The 19,925-nt window shown below is 59.9% G+C and carries 15 protein-coding genes; 5 read left to right on the forward strand and 10 right to left on the reverse strand.

Annotation, left to right across the window (positions count from 1 at the left end):
* Positions 1-251 precede the first annotated feature (251 nt).
* The 3 genes from BLT55_RS09815 to BLT55_RS09825 all read right to left on the reverse strand — a co-directional run bounded on the left by BLT55_RS09815 (position 252) and on the right by BLT55_RS09825 (position 2,095).
* The gene (locus BLT55_RS09815; RefSeq protein ID WP_074800354.1) at positions 252-746 is read right to left on the reverse strand and encodes a copper chaperone PCu(A)C; all 495 of its coding nucleotides are present in this window, start codon (positions 744-746) and stop codon (positions 252-254) included.
* On the reverse strand, positions 740-1,345 hold the full coding sequence (locus BLT55_RS09820; RefSeq protein WP_055001650.1) for an SCO family protein: 606 nt from the start codon (positions 1,343-1,345) through the stop codon (positions 740-742). The genes BLT55_RS09815 and BLT55_RS09820 overlap by 7 nt, the downstream gene beginning before the upstream one ends.
* Before the next feature lie 192 nt (positions 1,346-1,537).
* Complete coding sequence (locus BLT55_RS09825; protein WP_055001651.1) at positions 1,538-2,095, reverse strand: TetR/AcrR family transcriptional regulator; 558 nt, start codon at positions 2,093-2,095, stop codon at positions 1,538-1,540.
* A gap of 180 nt (positions 2,096-2,275) precedes the next feature.
* Here BLT55_RS09825 and BLT55_RS09830 point away from each other — a divergent pair, with 180 nt between their 5' ends.
* Together BLT55_RS09830 and BLT55_RS09835 are read left to right on the forward strand one after the other, a co-directional pair.
* Entirely contained in the window at positions 2,276-3,436 is a 1,161-nt protein-coding gene (locus tag BLT55_RS09830) for an efflux RND transporter periplasmic adaptor subunit (RefSeq protein WP_055001658.1), read from the forward strand.
* A 33-nt stretch (positions 3,437-3,469) separates the two neighbouring features.
* Complete coding sequence (locus tag BLT55_RS09835; RefSeq protein ID WP_055001652.1) at positions 3,470-6,616, forward strand: efflux RND transporter permease subunit; 3,147 nt, start codon at positions 3,470-3,472, stop codon at positions 6,614-6,616.
* A gap of 35 nt (positions 6,617-6,651) precedes the next feature.
* Here the strand turns inward: BLT55_RS09835 and BLT55_RS09840 are convergent, their stop codons facing one another.
* Both BLT55_RS09840 and sfnG read right to left on the reverse strand, forming a co-directional pair.
* Complete coding sequence (locus BLT55_RS09840; RefSeq protein WP_055001653.1) at positions 6,652-8,226, reverse strand: sensor domain-containing diguanylate cyclase; 1,575 nt, start codon at positions 8,224-8,226, stop codon at positions 6,652-6,654.
* 336 nt (positions 8,227-8,562) lie between these two features.
* Entirely contained in the window at positions 8,563-9,663 is a 1,101-nt protein-coding gene (gene sfnG / locus BLT55_RS09845; RefSeq protein ID WP_055001654.1) for a dimethylsulfone monooxygenase SfnG, read from the reverse strand.
* Between the two features lie 291 nt (positions 9,664-9,954).
* Here sfnG and BLT55_RS09850 point away from each other — a divergent pair, with 291 nt between their 5' ends.
* Positions 9,955-10,290 carry a hypothetical protein gene (locus BLT55_RS09850; protein ID WP_055001655.1) on the forward strand — a complete coding sequence of 112 codons (336 nt, stop codon included), beginning with the start codon at positions 9,955-9,957 and terminating at the stop codon, positions 10,288-10,290.
* Positions 10,291-10,491: 201 nt separating this feature from the next.
* Complete coding sequence (locus BLT55_RS09855; RefSeq protein WP_055001656.1) at positions 10,492-11,529, forward strand: LLM class flavin-dependent oxidoreductase; 1,038 nt, start codon at positions 10,492-10,494, stop codon at positions 11,527-11,529.
* A gap of 517 nt (positions 11,530-12,046) precedes the next feature.
* Here the strand turns inward: BLT55_RS09855 and BLT55_RS09865 are convergent.
* From BLT55_RS09865 to glnT, 5 genes are all read right to left on the reverse strand, one after another.
* Complete coding sequence (locus BLT55_RS09865; protein WP_055001657.1) at positions 12,047-13,372, reverse strand: ammonium transporter; 1,326 nt, start codon at positions 13,370-13,372, stop codon at positions 12,047-12,049.
* 1,193 nt (positions 13,373-14,565) lie between these two features.
* Complete coding sequence (locus BLT55_RS09870) at positions 14,566-15,906, reverse strand: FMN-binding glutamate synthase family protein (protein WP_054998946.1); 1,341 nt, start codon at positions 15,904-15,906, stop codon at positions 14,566-14,568.
* Positions 15,907-15,921: 15 nt separating this feature from the next.
* A complete protein-coding gene (locus tag BLT55_RS09875; RefSeq protein WP_054998947.1) occupies positions 15,922-16,605 on the reverse strand; it encodes a GltB/FmdC/FwdC-like GXGXG domain-containing protein in 684 nt (227 codons plus the stop codon).
* Complete coding sequence (locus BLT55_RS09880; protein WP_054998948.1) at positions 16,602-17,522, reverse strand: class II glutamine amidotransferase; 921 nt, start codon at positions 17,520-17,522, stop codon at positions 16,602-16,604. The genes BLT55_RS09875 and BLT55_RS09880 overlap by 4 nt, the downstream gene beginning before the upstream one ends.
* 132 nt (positions 17,523-17,654) lie before the next feature.
* The gene (gene glnT, locus BLT55_RS09885; RefSeq protein WP_054998949.1) at positions 17,655-18,989 is read right to left on the reverse strand and encodes a type III glutamate--ammonia ligase; all 1,335 of its coding nucleotides are present in this window, start codon (positions 18,987-18,989) and stop codon (positions 17,655-17,657) included.
* 300 nt (positions 18,990-19,289) lie between these two features.
* Between glnT and BLT55_RS09890 the strand changes: the two genes are divergently transcribed.
* Complete coding sequence (locus BLT55_RS09890) at positions 19,290-19,895, forward strand: helix-turn-helix domain-containing protein (RefSeq protein WP_003381958.1); 606 nt, start codon at positions 19,290-19,292, stop codon at positions 19,893-19,895.
* Positions 19,896-19,925: the final 30 nt, after the last annotated feature.

Genomic DNA, 19,925 nt, shown 5'->3' on the forward strand with positions numbered 1-19,925 from the left:
ATGATGGCGGAAAAATGCTTGCTCCCGAAAAGAATATTTAGTTCTTCTTTTAGATCAATAGTGAATATGCAAGACAAGCGAATGAGGAGCGAATGAGGAGCGAGACCTTAACTATCGTACGACGTTCTGCGTCCGGTCTTGATGCACGGTGCGACGTAGATCTGTGGCGCGGAGCGTCACCCAATGCATTCCAACGCTGGAGCGTGCGGAACGATAATCTCAACTATCGTGCGACGCTCTGCGTCAATCCATCAATGACCGCTATGATCACCGTGCCCGGCGTGCTCGTCAGTGGTCAGCGATCTGGCCACGGCGGTGACCTGAATCGACTCTTTGACGCCTTTGGCATCTTCCACGGTCAGGGTCAGTGGCACGTTGTCGCCCTCTTTGACCTGCGCCGCCAGGCCCATGAACATGACGTGGTAGCCGTTGGCATCGAACACCACCGGCTTGCCCGCAGGCAAGTCGACAGCAGTAACGCGCTGCATGCTCATCACATCGTCTTTCATGCTCATCTGGTGGATCTGCACAGTCTTCGCGACAGGCGATGCAACATCGATCAGTTTACTGTCGGTTGTTGAAGTGATGTGCATGAACGCACCAGTGGCTGACTGGCCCGGCACAGTGGCACGTACCCAGGCGTCATCGACTTTGGTGTCGGCCAGTGCCTGAGCGCTCAGGCCCAACAGCGAAAGGGTCAACAACAGCGGCTTTACGGCGTGACGAATCAGAACGGTCATCAGCATACTTCCATCAAAGTGAGCAGGTCTTCAGTGCATTGTTGGGCGGACAGCCGGTGCGACAGGCCCAGGCGCAGGACGCCACGCGTGTCATACACGTAACTGGTGGACGTGTGGGAGATCGTATAGGTGTCGCCCAACGGGATTTTCTCGAAAAACACGCCGAACTCTTTGGCAGTGGCAGCCGTTTCTTCAAGGGTGCCAGACAGCGCGACGAAGGTTGGATCGAAGGCCTTGACGTAGGCATCGATCACTTCGGGCGTATCGCGCTCGGGGTCCAGGGTAATGAACACCACCTGCAGCGTCTTGCCCTCCTCGCCCATCAGTTTCCTGATTTGCGCAGCACGCGCCAGCGTCGTCGGGCAAATCGCCGGGCACTGGGTAAAGCCAAAGAAAATCATCGGCATCAAGCCGCGAAAGCTCGAGAGGGTCTTGACGTTGCCCTGCGTGTCCTTGAGCCGGAAGTTGCGGCCGACGATCTCGTTACTCATGTCCTTGCCGTGCTTGAACGGCAGGGCATTGGAATTGCCACAGCCAGCCAGCAGGCCAAGGCTCAGCAGGGAAAGGCCCGTGACCACCTCACGGCGGGTCGGTTGGTACGTCATGTCTTACTTCCCCTAGAGGGTTAGGCGCGTGGGTTCGGACAAATTCAAAGGCGGCGAATTTACCACTCAAGGGCGGTCGGGAATACCGACAATCCTGTATCAAACCGTGAGCAGACGTCCAGAAGTTGATCTGAAGGGGTGCCGGGCCGGGTGCGACAAAACAGCACGGGGGCAGCTCGTGCAAAGCCATTGTCACTTAACGGACGTCGCGCCTTGCATGAACATCTGCAGCAACACCGCATCCATTCCCGTGCGCGCAACCCGGCCGCGGCGCTCTGCGTCGACCAGGCCGAACAGCAGCGAGGCGAAGGTTTCGGTCAGCACCGGGGCGCTGATGTCGATGCGGAACAGACCTTCGCGCTGGCCGCGCAGAAAGAACGCATCCAGCGCGTCGGAATACGGTAACCAGCGCAGGCCGCCGCAGCTTTCGTCCATGGTGTCAGGACGCCATTGAAAAACCAGAAACACCAGCATTTCACGGTGGGTCAGGTGGTTGTCGACCAGACGCTGCAACGCCTCAAGCGGTGGCGCGTTCTGTAGATCGGCGTCGGCAATCATTTTGTTCATCAGCTCGGACGCATGGATCAACAGCATTTCGATCAGGTTGGCGCGGGTGCCGCAGAAGCGATTGAGCGTGGCTTTACTCACGCCCGCCGCTTCGGCAATGTCTTTGAATGTCCCGTTGGAATGGTCGACCAGCGCCACGGCCAGCGCTTTCAGGAATTTTTCGTCAGCAGCAGGTACGTCCATCAGGTGCGTCTTTACCTCGTTATAGAGTGGGTGCGGCGCATTGTGCAGAACGCCTGTTTATTCGCAAAGCATATACACAATTAGTCACGAAAGTCTCATATGAGTCAATATTGACTCATAGCTGTACAAAAGTGGATCATTCGCGCCTTTAGCGTCTGATGGGCTGCGGCCGGGTGAATGATGAGTAATTTCAGCAACTGGCGTGTTCTGCCTGCGATAGCCCTGTTGGGCGCATTTGGCCTGGCCGGTTGCGAGCAAAAATCGCAGCAGGAGCAAGCAGCGGTTGCGGCCCCCAAAGAAGTGGAAGCGCTTGCCGTCAAAACCGAGTCATTCACCGTTATCGACGAATTGCCCGGCCGTATCGAGCCGGTGCGTGTCGCACAGGTGCGCGCCCGCGTGGCCGGCATCGTGCTGACGCGCAACTTCGAAGAAGGCGCTGACGTGAAAGCGGGCGCGGTGCTGTTCCAGATCGACCCGGCGCCGTTCAAGGCGGCGCTGGCCAAGGCGCAGGGTGATCTGGCGCGCACCGAAGCCACGCTGTTTGAAACGCAGGCCACGGTCAAACGTTACGAGTCGCTGGTGGAGATCGAAGCGGTCAGCCGCCAGACGTTCGACACCGCCCGCTCTGCACTGCTAAACGCCGCCGCTGCCAGAAAATCAGCTCAGGCTGACGTGGAAACGGCTCGGCTGAACCTGGGCTACGCCACGGTCACAGCGCCGATTTCAGGGCGCATCGGTCGCGCGATGGTCACCGAAGGCGCGCTGGTCGGTCAGGGCGAAACCACGCTGCTGGCGACCATCCAGCAACTGGACCCGGTCTATGCCGACTTCACCCAGCCAGCGGCCGAGGCTTTACAGATGCGCGCAGCCATTCAGGACGGCCGACTGCCAAAGGGCGGTGAAGATGCCTTGTCGCTGAGCGTCGACGGCACCGATTACCAAAGCACCGGCACCCTGTTGTTTACCGACGTCGCCGTCGACCGGAGCACCGGCCAGGTCTCGCTGCGCGCCCGCTTTGCCAACCCCAGAGGCGTGTTGCTGCCGGGCATGTATGTCCGTGTGCGTACGCCCCAGCGGGTCGACGCTAACGCCATTCTGGTGCCGCAACGGGCCGTGCAGCGTTCCAGTGATGGCGCAGCCCGCGTACTGCTGATCGGTCAGGACGGCGCAGTCGAAGCCCGTCCGGTCAAGACAGGCACCATGCAGGACGCGCGCTGGCAGATCACCGAGGGGCTGAAAGCAGGCGAACAGGTGATCGTCGGCAACATGACCGGGCTCAATCCGGGCGACAAGGTCATCGCCAAATCGCCAGCTGCCCAGCAGCAGGCCAAGGCTCAATAACGCCGCCTTCAGCGCGATCGAGGATCACTGTCCATGTCCCTGTTCTTTATCAAGCGGCCCAACTTTGCCTGGGTGCTGGCCCTGTTCATTCTGCTGGCCGGGCTGATGGCCCTGCCCGCCTTGCCGGTGGCGCAATACCCGAACGTGGCGCCACCGCAAGTCACCATCACTGCCACCTACCCCGGCGCATCGGCCAAAGTGTTGGTGGATTCGGTGACCAGCGTCATTGAAGAAGAGCTCAACGGTGCCAAGGGCATGCTGTATTACGAGTCGACCAGCAACTCGACCGGCAGCGCCGAAATCAATGTCACCTTCGTGCCCGGCACCAACCCGGACATGGCGCAGGTCGAAGTGCAGAACCGCATCAAGAAAGCCGAAGCGCGCTTGCCGCAGACCGTGCTCAGCCAGGGTTTGCAAGTCGAGCAGGCCAGCTCCGGCTTCCTGATGATCTTCACCCTGAACTACAGCGGCGATTCGGCCAACAAGGACACGGTCGCTCTGGCCGACTACGCAGCACGTAACGTCAACAATGAAATCAGCCGGGTGAACGGCGTCGGCAGGCTGCAGTTCTTTGCGGCCGAAGCCGCCATGCGGGTCTGGATCGATCCGCAGAAACTGGTCGGTTTCGGGCTGTCCATCGACGATGTCAACGCAGCGATTCGCGCCCAGAACGTGCAGGTTCCTGCGGGCAGCTTCGGCAGCAGTCCGGGTACATCGTTACAAGAGTTGACTGCAACCCTGGCGGTCAAGGGCACCCTGGACAACCCCGAAGAATTCGGGCGCATCGTTTTGCGTGCCAATCAAGACGGTTCTGCGGTGCACCTTTCCGACGTCGCGCGGGTTGCCATCGGCAGTCAGGATTACAGTTTCGAATCACGCCTGGACGGCAAGCGTGCGGTGGCCGGTGCGGTTCAGCTGTCACCAGGCGCCAACGCGATCGAAACCGTGAAGGCAGTCAAGCAGCGGCTCACCGAGCTGTCGGTGAACTTCCCGGAAGGCGTCGAATTTTCCGTGCCGTATGACACTTCGCGGTTTGTCGACGTGGCCATCGACAAGGTGATCTACACCCTGATCGAAGCCATGGTTCTGGTGTTTCTGGTGATGTACCTGTTCCTGCAGAACATCCGCTACACGCTGATTCCGACCATCGTGGTGCCGGTGTGTCTGGCCGGTACGCTGGCGATCATGTACCTGCTGGGTTTCTCGGTGAACATGATGACCATGTTCGGCATGGTGCTGGCCATCGGCATTCTGGTCGACGACGCGATTGTAGTGGTCGAGAACGTCGAGCGGATCATGGCCGAAGAAGGCCTCTCCCCGACCGCTGCGACAATCAAGGCGATGCAACAGGTGTCCGGGGCGATTTTCGGCATCACGCTGGTGCTGGCTGCGGTGTTTCTGCCGCTGGCCTTCATGGGTGGCTCGGTCGGGGTGATCTACCAGCAGTTTTCGCTGTCGCTGGCGGTGTCGATTCTGTTCTCTGGCTTTCTGGCCCTGACCTTCACCCCGGCGCTGTGCGCAACCCTGCTCAAGCCGATCCCCGCCGGTCAGCACGAAAAGCGCGGGTTTTTCGGCGGGTTCAATCGTCTGTTCGGTCGCTTTACCGACCGCTACGAACGGGTCAGTTCCAGCATGATCAAGCGCGCCGGTCGCTACATGTTGCTGTACGTCGGCATCGTCGGCCTGCTGGGCTTTTTCTACCTGCGCTTGCCGGAGTCATTCGTGCCGGTCGAAGATCAGGGCTATCTGATCATCGACGTGCAACTGCCGCCCGGAGCGACGCGGGCGCGTACCGACGCCACCGCGCAGTTGCTGGAAAACTACATGCTGTCCCGCGAAGCCACGGGTGCCGTGACCATGCTGCTGGGGTTCAGCTTCTCCGGCATGGGCGAAAACGCCGGTCTGGCATTCCCGACTCTCAAAGACTGGTCAGTGCGTGGCGACGGACAATCGGCCGGTGAAGAAGCCGCCGCGTTCAATCAGCACTTTGCCGGCCTGAGCGACGGTACGGTCATGGCCGTGACGCCGCCGCCCATCGAGGGTTTGGGCACCTCCGGCGGTTTCGCGTTGCGCCTGCAGGACCGTGCAGGTCTGGGCCGCGAAGCGCTGCTGGCGGCGCGCAACGAGCTGCTGGGCAAAGCCAACGGTAATCCGAAAATCCTTTACGCCATGATGGAAGGCCTGGCCGAAGCGCCGCAGTTACGCTTGAATATCGACCGCGAAAAGGCGCGCGCGCTGGGGGTCAGCTTCGAGTCGATCAGCAGCGCCCTGTCCACCGCATTCGGCTCCTCGGTGATCAGCGACTTCGCCAATGCCGGGCGTCAGCAGCGGGTCGTGGTGCAGGCCGAACAAGGTGCGCGGATGACGCCGGAAAGCGTGCTCAAGCTGTATGTGCCCAACAGCAGCGGCACACTGGTGCCACTGGGCGCATTCGTTTCGACGCACTGGGAAGAAGGCCCGGTGCAGATCGCCCGTTATAACGGCTACCCCACGTTCCGCATCGCAGGCGACGCACCGCCCGGGGTCAGTACCGGCGAGGCCATGGCCGAGATCGAACGCATTGTTTCCGAATTGCCTGCGGGCATCGGCTATGAATGGACCGGCCTGTCGTATCAGGAAAAAGTCGCCAGCGGTCAGGCCGCCGGGCTGTTCGCACTCGCCCTGGTGGTGGTGTTTCTGTTGCTGGTCGCGTTGTACGAAAGCTGGGCGATTCCACTGGTGGTGATGCTGATCGTCCCGGTGGGCGCGCTGGGTTCGGTGCTGGCGGTCACGGCGGTGGGCATGCCCAACGATGTGTATTTCAAAGTCGGGCTGATCACCATCATCGGGCTGGCCGCGAAAAACGCGATTCTCATCGTCGAATTCGCCAAGGAACTGTGGGATCAGGGCCATTCACTGCGTGATGCGGCGCTGCAGGCGGCAAGGCTGCGCTTCCGGCCGATTGTCATGACCTCGCTGGCGTTCATCCTCGGCGTCGTGCCGCTTACACTGGCCACCGGCGCAGGCGCTGCCAGCCAGCGGGCTCTCGGCACCGGAGTGATCGGCGGCATGCTCAGCGCGACATTGCTGGGGGTGATTCTGGTGCCGATCTTCTTTGTCTGGGTGCTGTCGGTGCTGCGCCGCAAGCCGCACAACGCGCAGCATAATGCCGACGCAGAGCAACTGCCGGGCAAAGAATGAACGACCGACCCGCGGGGTTCGCGCCCCGCGGTCAGTCACTTGGGCAATCCGGACTCCTGATCAGCCCGGGTCTTGACCTGAGTCCAGGCCGGCAGCGTACCAATGGCGGTTTCTGACGCCACGTTGACCCTATTGCGGCCTTGAGACTTGGCGGCATACAGCGCCCGGTCGGCGAGTTCGATCAGGCCGCGCTGATCCTGCTGTCGATCCGTGCCGATAAAGGTCGCCACGCCGAGGCTCACCGTGACAATCCCGTAAGGGCTGTCAGGATGCTCTATCCGCTCGTTCTGAATGGATTTCAAAATGCTCTCGGCCACCTGGCGCGCGCTGGACTCGTCAGTATCGGGCAGTACCACCGCCATCTCCTCACCGCCATAACGGGCAGCGACATCACACGGCCTGCGAATGCATTGCTCGACCAGCCGGGCCAGAGCCACCAGGCATTCGTCGCCAGCCAGATGACCGTAATGGTCGTTGTAGCGCTTGAAATGGTCGGCATCGATCAGAATCAACGACAGCATGCTGCGCTCGCGCCGGGCACGCTTGAATTCCACATCGAGAAACTGATCGAAGCGCCTGCGATTGGCCAGCCCGGTGAGCTTGTCTTCAGAGGCGATCAATTCCAGATGCTGGTTAAGCTGGATGAGCGCTGCCTGAGAATCCAGCAACTGGTCCTCGGCGCGTATGCGGCTGTGGATGTGCCTGATCAGCCGGACGCCCAGCCCGACCACCAGGCCCAGCAGCAACAGCATGACCACCAGCGACTGACGGGTCTGACCCAGCCAGGCCAGCATGGTTTCCTTCTGTCCGACCGCAACAACGGTCACGATTGGGTACACTTCGCTACGCTTGAACGCATAGAAACGCGCTACACCATCAATTCTGGAGACAAAATGCGCGGTGCCGGACGACTCGTTACGCCGAGTGGTAAACACTGGCGTCGATGACAGATCACGACCGATTTCTGCCTCTAGGTGGGGATACCTTACGCGCAGGTGCCCCGCCGGTGTGGTCAGACTGATGACACCGGTATCTCCGACCTGAATGCCCGAGTAGAACTTCAACAGATGGTTGATACCTATGGTCGCGACCATGATCCCGGCAAAACTCGAGTCGGGATTATTCAGACGCCGACTGACCGAGATCACCCACTCACCGGAGACGCGACTGCGAATCGTCGGGCCAATATACGTCGCCCGGCTGGGGTCTTCGGGGTGATGTTTGAAAAACTCACGCCCGGCGCTGTTGACCCCCACGGCTTTGGGATTGGTCGAAAAGATCGAAATGCCGTCCGCGTTAAACAGTGTGACCGTATCGATCTGCGGTAACGCGCCCATTTCGCGGGCAATGACCCACCTGAGCCGCTCGATCTGCTCAGGCCCGACGCCGTCCTTTTCGACACGCTCGGTCAGGCCGATCAGCATCAACTCGCTCTGCTTAAAGATACCGTCGGTGTAAGTGCTCAGCGCCGCAGCCAGATTCACTGTGCTGGTCTGAATATTCTCCAGCGTGTTACGGCGCGCGGTCCATGCCTGCCAGACCATCAGCATCACCACGCAGGCGCACACTACGAAGATCAGCCATGACGCAAGCCGAAGGTCGCGTTTCAAAACCTTCCTCCACAACAATTGAGAACCAGTGTCTCTGGTTTTCTGAAAACCGGACCCGATTGCTCAGGGACCCTCGACAACCCTTTTTGCCATCCACTGTCGCTTTCGGCAGGGCACACGGCCTTGCCTGAATGTCGAGCACCCAGCGGTATGGAAGAATGCACGCCAGATAGTGGCATTACAATGCCACTTATGAATGACAGTTGCTTGTTCGGGGCTCAACGTACGCGCGCAGAGGCACTCTGGATCACCGCGGCAGCTGATTTTCTGAATCGGGCCGTGAGCAACAAGTGCTCACGGCGATCAAGGCAGGGGTTGGGGAGGTTTTATGGAGGGTCAGGCGACAGCGGCAGCGGGTTTGCGTTGGGCGCCGCTTTCCAGCTCACGGACCAGCGGCAACACCCGCTCGCCGAAATAAGCGACCTCTTCCTGAAAATGCAGGAACGCAGACAGCACCAGATCGACGCCGACTGACTTCAGCTCGACGATGCGCTCGGCAATCTGCCGTGGCGTACCGATCAAGTTGGTCTTGAAACCGTCGTTGTATTGCACGAGATCCTGAAAAGTCGATTTGGCCCAGTTACCCTCGCCTTCCGGGCTGGCTTTGCCGGCCTGTTTTGCTGCATCACCGAACGCGTTGACCGCTTCCGGGTCGGCCTTGTCGATGATCTCGGCCAGCACGGCGCGCGCCTCTTCCTCGGTATCCCGGGCGATGATGAACGCGTTGACACCCACTTTTACCGAATGGCCATTGGCAGCGGCCTTGGCGCGGATGTCGTCGACCTGCGCCTTGATGCCTTCGACGGTATTGCCATTGGTGAAGTACCAGTCCGAGACTCGTGCCGCCATGTCGCGCGCAGCTCGCGAACTGCCGCCCTGAAAGATTTCCGGATGCGGGCGCTGAATCGGTTTGGGTTTGAGGGTGTAATCGTGAAAACGATAGAAATCGCCCTTGAACGTGAAGTTATCGGTGGTCCAGATGCCCTTGAGGGCGCGAATGAACTCTTCCGAGCGGCGATATCGCTCGTCGTGCTCCAGCCAGGGCTCGCCAATGGCCTGGAACTCGCCCTTGAACCAGCCACTGACGATGTTGACCGCCACGCGCCCAGCGGTGAGCTGATCGATGGTTGCCAACTGCTTGGCCGCGACGGACGGCGTCCACGGTCCCGGCAGAATCGCGGCAATGACCTTGAGCTTTTCGGTTGCGGCGAGCAAGGCGTGGCTGAACGCTACCGATTCATGCTGATATTCAGCACCGTAGCCCGCCGTGAAGCGGATCTGCGTCAGTGCGTATTCGAATCCGGACTGTTCGGCAATCTGCGCCAGCTTGCGGTTGTAATCGATCGTCCAGCTGGTGCGCTGTTCGATCTTGCTGACGACCAGTCCACCGCTGACGTTCGGCACCCAGTACGCAAATTTGATGGACGGCTGACTCATATCAGTACTCCTCTGACGACGGAATTCCCGAGCGCAGGAATCGAACGGGTTTGCATTCTCGATAGAGCAGCAACCGTGCCAGCCGGATAAAATCAGCACTATCAATCAGTTAGAAAGCCTGCTCATCTCGTCAACTGTCTGCACGCTGGCAAGCTGTCGAGCCGCTGTTGCCGGGGCAACAGTCAGTACGGAAAACAGGCCGACGAAAGGCTGCCCATAGTGGCTATTCAGAAGTACGTGACTGGAGTAGATTCGGATCCAATATATCTGCATTCATCCGCAGGAGCACCGATGAAGCTTAATGCCTGTCTTTTGGCCTTGTGGATTCCCACCCTGGCGGCACACGCCGAAGGGAAAACCATTACGGTTCCGCTGGACCCTGCCGCCCAGCACGCCTTGCTGGAAAAAAGCGGCAGCGCAGACTTGCGGGTGGTGGTGACCCGTCGGGAAGGTCTGCTCGGTGTGATCTATTCCAAGCGCCTCTATAACTGTGAAAAACACACGGTGAATCTGGTCGGCACCGGTTCAACGCTGGAGATCATGGAACAAGCCCATGCGGTCCGAGGCATGGCGCCGATCATTCAAGATTCCACCGATGACTACATCGGTTCCGAAGCCTGCAGCTGACCTGCCACCGCTACCTGACCCCTCCTCCAGAAAGCGCCCGCACCGGGCGCTTTTTCGTGACTGGCCATTACCCGTTGCGTCCTTTGCGGCCGCCTGCAAAAAAGACTTGCGCCATGAATATTACGGTATACCATCAGACAGATAAAACCCGCACGCCGGTTCAGCCTGCGCAAGCGCCACGATTTGAACGAGGTAAGTGTCATGAAGTTTTCATTGTTCGTGCACATGGAGCGTTGGGATGAAAGCGTCAGTCATCGCCATCTTTTCGAAGGCCTGACCGAACTGACCCTGATGGCCGAGCAAGGCGGTTTCAGCACGGTCTGGATCGGCGAACACCACGCGATGGAATACACCATCTCGCCTAGCCCGATGCCGCTGCTGGCTTATCTGGCTGCCAGAACCACCCGCATTCATCTGGGCGCAGGCACTATCATTGCGCCGTTCTGGCACCCGCTGCGGGTGGCCGGCGAATGCGCACTGCTGGATGTGATCAGCAACGGGCGCATGGAGGTCGGTCTGGCACGCGGTGCCTATCAGGTGGAGTTCGACCGGATGGCAGGCGGCATGCCGGCCTCTGAAGGCGGCAAGGCGCTGCGCGAGATGGTGCCGGTGGTGCGTGCCTTGTGGCAGGGTGACTATGCGCATGATGGCGATATCTGGAAATTCCCCACGTCGACCTGCGTGCCCAAACCGATCAGCACTCCGCCGATGTGGATCGCCGCACGCGACCCGGATTCGCATAACTTCGCGGTGCAGAACGGCTGTAATGTGATGGTCACGCCTTTGATGAAGGGCGACGAGGAAGTCGTCGATCTGAAGAACAAGTTCGAAGCCGCGCTGGCCAATAACCCTGACGTGCCTCGCCCGCAATTGATGGTACTGCGCCACACGCATGTGCATGCAGCGGACAATCCTGAGGGCTGGAAAGTCGGTGCCAGCGCCATCGCGAAGTTCTACCGCACGTTTGACGCATGGTTTGGCAATAAGCAGACGCCGGTGAACGGCTTTCTGGCGCCGAGCCCGGAGGAGAAGTTCAAGGATCGTCCAGAGTTCGAGCTGGAGAATATCCGCAAGAACACGATGATCGGTACCCCGGAAGAGATCATTCCACGTATCCGTTATTACCAGGAGCTGGGGGTCGACGAGTTCAGTTTCTGGTGCGACAACAGCCTGCCGCACGCGGAGAAAAAGAAGTCGCTTGAGTTGTTTATCAAGCACGTGGTGCCGGCGTTTCGTTGAGTGTTCAGATTGTTTGATGTCAGTACGCGCAAGTCCTGTTTTCTTTGTCAGCTGGATTGAGGTTGAACTATCGTGCCGATGCTCCGCGTCGGCATGCCTTTCTGAACGCTTTGCGTCCTCTTTGTGTTCGTGACGCTCCGCGTCACACAGCGGTTCTGCGATGTCAGTGATGTCTGTTTCTGACTCAGGTCACCTTTGCGCCCTTACGGCGCCCTACTTTGAGGGACCAAAGTAGGCAAAGTCCCAGCTCCGTTTCCGGCCCGACTTCGTCGGGTTCCTTCGTCCTGACACTGATCCGGGGGCCGCCGCAACGGGCCATCCATGGCCCGGTGCGGCTTGCTCGGCGTCCTGCCTCGCATCCCCCGGATCAGTGTCAGGACTCAGCCGTCACTTACGTCGCAATCTGCGTCGTCAGTAATATCGCGGTAAAAAGACGTTTCTTTTGCAGGGGCTACGGGTAAGGCATGACGTTATGTCGCATCGAAGATTAATGACGCAAAGCGGCGCGACCGTCATCTCAATGGTTATAAGCCCGCTCATTATGTTCGGCCAGGTCCAGGCCCATTTCTTCTACTGACTCGTGCGCCCGCAGACCAATCAGTGCGTTGACCACTTTGAGGATGATCCAGCTGACCGCGAAGCAGTACACGGTGGTGAACAGTACGCCTTTGATCTGTGCAATGACTTGCGCGCCCATGGTCACGTCCGGCACCAGGCCGCCAAGTGCGGGCACGCAGAAGACGCCGGTGAGCACCGCGCCGATCATGCCGCCGATGCCGTGCAGGCCGAAGACGTCGAGGCTGTCGTCGTAGCCCAGGCGTTTTTTCAGGACGGTCACGCTCAGGTAGCAGAACACGCCGCACAGCACGCCAATGGCCAGCGCGCCGCCCACGCCGACGTAGGCACAGGCTGGCGTGATGCCGACCAGACCGGCCAGCGCACCACTGGCCAGGCCCAGTGCGCTCGGTTTGCCGACCTTGAACCATTCGGTGAACATCCAGCCAAGAATCCCGGCGCAGGCCCCGACCTGGGTATTGAGCATGATGATGCCTGAGGTGCCGCTCAAACCACCGCCAGAACCGATGTTGAAGCCGAACCAACCGACCCAGAGCATCGCTGCACCCGCCATGGTCAGGCTCAGGTTATGCGCAGGCATCGGAGTGTTCTGGTAACCCTTTCGCTTGCCCAGCACCAGACACGCGGCCAGTGCCGCAACACCGGCGTTGATGTGCACGGCCGTGCCACCGGCAAAGTCCAGTACGCCCCAATTGTGCATCAGTGCGCCCGCCCCGCCCCAGACCATGTGCGCCACCGGCGCGTACACCAGCGTGAACCACAGCGCCATGAACAGCAGCGCAGCAGAGAATTTCATGCGCTCGGCAAAGGCCCCGGCGATCAGCGCAGGTGTGATGATGGCGAAGGTCATCTGGAAGGTCACGAACACGCCTTCCGGGATATCGCCGACCAGGCTGTCGGGGGTCATGCCGGCCAGAAATGCGCGACTCAGGCCACCGACGAAGCTGTTGAACGTTACCTGCCCTTCGACCATGTTGCTGGTGTCGACCACCATGCTGTAGCCGTAAATGACCCACAGCACGCCGACCACCCCGGCGATGCCGAAGCATTGGGTGAACAGCGAGAGCATGTTTTTGGCTCTTACCAGCCCGCCGTAGAACAGTGCCAGCCCCGGAAGGCACATGAACAGCACCAGCACTGCGGCGGTGATCATCCATACGGTGCTGCCGGTGTTCAGGACAGGGGTTTCCGCCGCCTGCGCCCATGGTGAGATGGCGCTGAGGCTCAGTAAAGCCAGTAGGAATGTGCCGTTTAGACGATTGACCATGTTCAAAGCTCCCGCGAATGAATGGAAAGTGTCTGGCAGCAAGGAAGGTTGTGCAGTAAGCGGGGCTCTTTGGCCTCTTGAGGGTTGGTGTGTCGTTGTGCGAACGGTGTTACACGGGGCTGAAACCACAGACGTTCTCGTTCCCACGCTCTGCAATCATCGTCATACACAAGTATGCTTTTGATTCTGGCCAAAGGCCGTGGGAGTGGACTTGTCCACGATCTGCCGGGAACCGTTAGTAAAACCGGTGCATAGGGTGTATCAGGCACAACCAGGATGGCCTGTTTATCGTTCCCACGCTATGAAGTGATGCCCTGCGTCACACAGCGGTTCTGCGATGTCAGTGATGTTCGGTTACGGCTCAAGTCACCTTTTCGCCCCGGACTATCGTGCCGGCGCTCCGCGTCGGCATGCAGTTCGTGACGCTCCGCGTCACACGGCGGTTCTGCGATGTCAGTAATGCTTGTTTCTGACTCAGGTCACCTTTGCGCCCTTACGGCGCCCTACTTTGAGGACCAAAGTAGGCAAAGTCCCAGCTCCGTTTCCGGCCCGACTTCGTCGGGTTCCTTCGCCCTGACACTGATCCGGGGGTCGCTGCAACGGGCCATCCTTGGCCCGGTGCAGCTAACTCGGCATCCTTGCCGAGTTCCCCCCGGATCAGCGCCAGGGCTCAGCCGTCACTTACGTCGCAATCTGCGTCGTCAGTGCCATCGTGGTAAAAAAGCACATCCAAAGCGGTTTGGTTGCAGCGGCTACGGGTAAGGCACAACATCGGCGCATGTATGGTTACGGCTCAAGTCACCTTTTCGCCCCGGACTATCGTGCCGGCGCTCCGCGTCGGCATGCAGTTCGTGACGCTCCGCGTCACACGGCGGTTCTGCGATGTCAGTAATGCTTGTTTCTGACTCAGGTCACCTTTGCGCCCTTACGGCGCTCTACTTTGAGGGACCAAAGTAGGCAAAGTCCCAGCTCCGTTTCCGGCCCGACTTCGTCGGGTTCCTTCGCCCTGACACTGATCCGGGGGTCGCTGCAACGGGCCATCCTTGGCCCGGTGCAGCTAACTCGGCATCCTTGCCGAGTTCCCCCCGGATCAGCGCCAGGACTCAGCCGTCACTTACGTCGCAATCGGCATCGTCAGTGCCATCGCGATAAAAAGCACATCCAAAGCAAATACGTGCCAATTCACATGACGATCAATACCCAGAACCCGAACCCGGTATCCACGACGTTCCGGCCAGTGGCACGCGCGCCATCGCGGCGGATTCGACGGTCAGCGCCACGAGGTCTTCCGGGTCGAGGTTGTGCAGGTGTGATTTGCCGCAGGCACGGGCCATGGTCTGGGCTTCGAGGACCAGTACGCGCAGGTAGTTGGCCAAGCGTCGCCCGCCTTCGACCGGGTCGAGACGTTTGGACAGTTCCGGGTCCTGGGTGGTGATGCCGGCCGGGTCACGGCCGTTCTGCCAGTCGTCGTAGAAACCGGCAGCCGAGCCGATTTTTTTCAGTTCTTCGTCCAGGCGTGGATGGTTGTCGCCCAGCGCGATGAGCGCCGCTGTACCGATCGCCACCGCATCCGCGCCCAGTGCCATAGCTTTGGCGACGTCGGCACCGTTGCGGATCCCGCCGGAGACGATCAGTTGCACTTTGCGGTGCATGCCCATCTCTTGCAGCGCTTGAACGGCTTGCGGGATGGCGGGCAGAATCGGGATGCCGACGTGTTCGATGAAGACTTCCTGAGTCGCCGCCGTACCGCCCTGCATGCCGTCGAGCACGATCACGTCTGCACCGGCTTTCACCGCCAGCTTGACGTCGTAGTAAGGACGGCTGGCACCGATCTTCACGTAGATCGGTTTTTCCCAGTCGGTGATCTCACGAATCTCGGCAATTTTGATCGCCAGGTCATCAGGGCCGGTCCAGTCCGGGTGACGGCACGCCGAACGCTGATCGACGCCGACCGGCAAGGTGCGCATGCCAGCCACGCGCTCGGTGACTTTCATGCCCAGCAACATGCCGCCGCCACCGGGTTTGGCGCCCTGCCCCAGGACAATTTCGATGGCATCGGCCTTGCGCAGATCATCCGGGTTCATGCCGTAACGCGACGGCAGGTACTGATAGACCAGATGATGTGACTGGCCGCGCTCTTCCGGGGTCATGCCGCCGTCACCCGTGGTGGTGCTGGTGCCCGCGATGGTCGCACCCCGGCCCAGCGCTTCTTTGGCGTTGGCCGACAAGGCACCGAAGCTCATACCCGCGATGGTCACCGGGATTTTCAGGTGCAGAGGCTTTTTGGCAAAGCGATTACCGAGCACCACGTCAGTCCCGCACTTCTCGCGATAACCTTCCAGCGGGTAGCGCGACACGCTGGCACCGAGCAGCAGCAGGTCGTCGAAATGCGGCAGTTTACGTTTGGTGCCGCCGCCACGAATGTCGTAGATACCGGTTTCCGCAGCGCGCTGGATTTCCTGAATGGTCAGGCGATCGAAGGTGGCCGACTCGCGCAGGACTGGAGCTGGTTTGTTGCTTGTAGGGTCGCTCATGGTAGTGCTCCTGGATCAGTACGCGGAGGCGTTATCGACTTTGAAGTTGTACAGCTGACGGGCCGAGCCGTAGCGCTTGAAATCTGCAGCGTTCTCATTGAAGCCTACGCGATTGAGCAATTCCTGCAACTCGTGCAGATGCTCGTCGCGCATCTCCTTGGCGATACAATCGGAGCCCAGCGATTCAACCTTGCCTTTGACGTAGATCCGCGTTTCGTACAGCGAGTCGCCCAGCGCATCGCCTGCATCGCCGCAGACGACAAGCCGACCAGCCTGGCCCATGAAGCAGCTCATGTGGCCGATACTGCCGCCGACCACGATGTCGATACCCTTCATGGAAATCCCGCAGCGGGCACCGGCATCGCCCTCGATCACCAGCAAACCGCCATGTGCCGTGGCACCTGCGGCCTGCGACGCGCTGCCTTTGACCCGCACTGCGCCGGACATCATGTTTTCCGCGCAGCCGACGCCGACGTTGCCGTGCACGGTGATCGAGGCTTTCTGGTTCATGCCCGCGCAGTAGTAGCCCGCGTGGCCCTGGATATCAATGGAGATGGCTTCGTTGACGCCGACCGCCAGGTTATGCGCGCCACCGGGATGGGTCACCAGCCACTCGCGATCCTGCAGGTCCTTGACCTGATCGTGCAGCGCCTGATTGAGATCGCGCACGCTGGCGCTGGAAAGATCGACAGTTTTCATGGACGTGCTCCCTGCGCGGGTTCGCGCTCCCAGATGTACATGGTGGCCGGAACCGGCTCCCAGACTTTGGCGTTTTCGATCCCCGGCAGGCTGGACAGCGCCTGATATTCCGAGGCCATGGCGACGTAATCGTCAGTTTCGGCAAGAATGGCCGGCTTGCAGGCAATCGGGTCGCGAATCACCGCAAAACCGTTGCGTGTGCCGATGGCAAAGGTGAAGAAGCCATCAAGGTCTTCCAGCGACTTGTCGAGCGCCTGTTTGAGGCTGTCGCCCTGTTGCAGACGCCAGGCCAGATAACCTGCGGCCACTTCGGTGTCGTTGTCGGTTTCGAAATGAATGCCTTCGCGGCGCAGGTTCTGGCGCAGGCGAAAATGATTGGACAGCGAGCCGTTGTGTACCAGGCACAGGTCGGAGCCGGTGGAAAACGGGTGACTGCCTTCCATGGTCACCGCGCTTTCAGTAGCCATGCGGGTGTGGCCAATAATGTGGCTGCCCTTCATCGACGCGAGGCCGAAGCGGGTGGAAATCTCCCTCGGCAGGCCCATGCCCTTGAGAATCTCGATGCTCTGCCCGGCGCTCATGATGCGCACGCTCGGTGCCAGTTCGGCCAGCGCAGCGCGCACCGGAGCTTCGTCTGCCTGAATCTTCAGCACCACGGCGCTGGCATTCTGAAACCAGTCCAGCGGTGCATTCAACTTGCCTTCCAGCGCCGCTATCAGCGCCTTGAAATCATACGGTTCAGTAGTGGCCTGCAAGGTCAGCTTGACCCAGCCATCCGCCACTTCATCGCCATAAATCGCAAACCCGGCACTGTCTGGTCCACGGTCCGTCATGGCCTCAAGCATCGGCTCGAACAGCTTGCCGAGCTGCGACTCCAGCGCCGGGTTTTTCAGGTACAAACCAACGATTCCGCACATAAGCCTCACCTTTCGGAGCGGCAAGTTTCAAGCTGCAAGCCGCAAGCTAAAAAACCAACCGCATAGACAGAAAAATTTAAGTACGCCGCAATCCAGCTTCTGCTTGCAGCTTGAAAACTTGCAGCTGCTCCACTAAAAGAATTCGATATAGCGCTTCACTTCCCAGTCGCTCACGTGGCGGCTGTATTCCACCCATTCCATGCGTTTGAGGCGGATAAACTCGCTGACAATTTCATCACCCAGCACTTCGGCGAACAACGGGTCGGCTTCCAGCGCATCGCAGGCTTCCTTGAGCGATTGCGGCAGGGTCTTGATGCCCCGTGCGGCGATTTCTTCCAGACTCAGTTTGTAAAGGTTCTCGTTGCAGACGTGATCGATTTCCAGCTGTCGGTCGATGCCGTCCAGCCCCGCGGCGATGATTGCGGCTCTGACCAGATACGGATTGCAGCCGGCGTCCGGCAGACGGAATTCCAGGCGGCCATACGGCACACGAACCATCGCCGAGCGATTGTTCGCGCCAAAGGCAATGAAGGCCGGTGCCCATGTCGCGCCGGACAGCGAATTGCCGACCACCAGGCGTTTGTAGGAATTGACCGTGGGCGCGGCGAAGGCACACAGCGCAGGGCCGTGGGCCAGCAGTCCGGCCGCGAAGTGATAGGCCATTTTCGACAGGCCCATGCCGCTCGGGTCGCTGGCGTCGTGGAACAGATTCTTGTTGCTGGCGCTGGCAATCGACAGGTGAAAGTGCATGCCATTGCCGGCACGCTTGGGGTCTGGCATGGGCATGAACGAGCAGATCATGCCCATGTCATTGGCGATCTCGCCGGCAGCCATGCGGAAGAACGTGAAGCGGTCCGCCGATTCCATGGCGTCGCTGTAGGTGTAATTGATCTCGAACTGGCCGTTGGCGTCTTCGTGATCGATCTGATAGATGTCGAAACCCACTGGCTGCAAGGCTTCAGTCAGGCGCTCGAGGAATTCCCGCGAGCGCGACAGGCCTTTGTAGTCGTAGCACGGTTTGTCGAGGGTATCGCTGGCGTCGACCATTTGCAGGCTGCCGACAGCATCGCGCTTGAACAGGCTGAACTCGGGCTCCAGCCCAGTGTTCAGGGTCCAGCCTCGCTGGCTGAGGCGTTCGACCTGCTTTTGCAATACATAACGGCTGTCATAGGGCCAGGGTTTGCCCTCCACATGGCCGATGCACACCACCCGCCCATAGCCCGGCTGCCACGGCACCGGGGTCAGCGAAGCCAGATCGCCCTTGGCCATGAAATCAGGGCCATGAGGTTCCATGCCCATGCCACAAATGGCGAACCCGGCAAAACCGGCACCGTCTTCGGCAACCATCTCCAGGCCGGACACAGGGACCGATTTGGTCTTCGACGAGCCATGAATATCTACGAACTGAGCCAGCACGTACTTGATGCCGTGCTGTTCGATCAGACGCTGTGTTTCGGGTGGCAACATGAGCTTGTCTCCTGGCATGGGCAAAACGTTTCAGGGAGGAACCGCGGTTTCACCGCCTGCCGAGTTATATTCCGAACAGGAAAGTTACCTTCCCATTAGGAATGCAAAGCGCTTGCCAATCCACGATCCCAGCCACTTCGAAATGCGCAGCTAGCGCAATCCCGCTGCCTGCATGGGTTATTTTTGTGGGAAGCTTGTTTCCTTCAGGGAATAATCCGTAACGCCAGCTACGCTTGCAGAGATAGAACGCACATTCCCAGTGCGAAATAAAAATTATTGAACGGAAACCGTGCACAGTCGATGAATATGCCGAACGAACCCCATCCCAAATTGAAGCTCGAGCAGTACCTGGGCATTCAGATCAAGCGCCAGCGCCAGGCGCAGGAGCTGAAACTGGCCGATGTCGCGCGTATCGCCGGGATCAGTCAGGGCATGTTGAGCAAGATCGAGAACGCGCAGGTGTCCACCAGCCTCGACAACCTCAGCCGCCTGTGCGACGTGCTGGGCATGCCCATGTCAAAGCTGTTCAGCCAGTACGACCAGCAAGGCAGCAGCGCGCTGCTGGTCAAGGCCGATGAAGGGCTGGAGGTGGTCCGGCGCGGCACCGAGAAAGGCCACACCTATCACCTGCTCAACCACACCCGTGGGCCGAAGAAGAGTTTCGAGGCATACATGGTGACGATGGACGATGCCAGCGAGGAGTTTCCGACCTTCTCGCACCCCGGCACCGAGTTTCTGCACTTGCTGGAAGGCGAGCTGATTTACCGGCACGGCAATCAGCTGTACCCGATGCAGGCCGGTGACAGCCTGACCTTCGACGGCGACATCCCGCACGGCCCCGAGCAACTGGTGCAAGTGCCGATCAAGCTGCTGTCGATCATGAACTACGGTGCGCAGGGGGATTGAACTCAGGCGGGAGGCGGCACACCTTTCAGC

Source organism: Pseudomonas cannabina (genome assembly GCF_900100365.1).
GTDB lineage: Bacteria > Pseudomonadota > Gammaproteobacteria > Pseudomonadales > Pseudomonadaceae > Aquipseudomonas > Aquipseudomonas cannabina.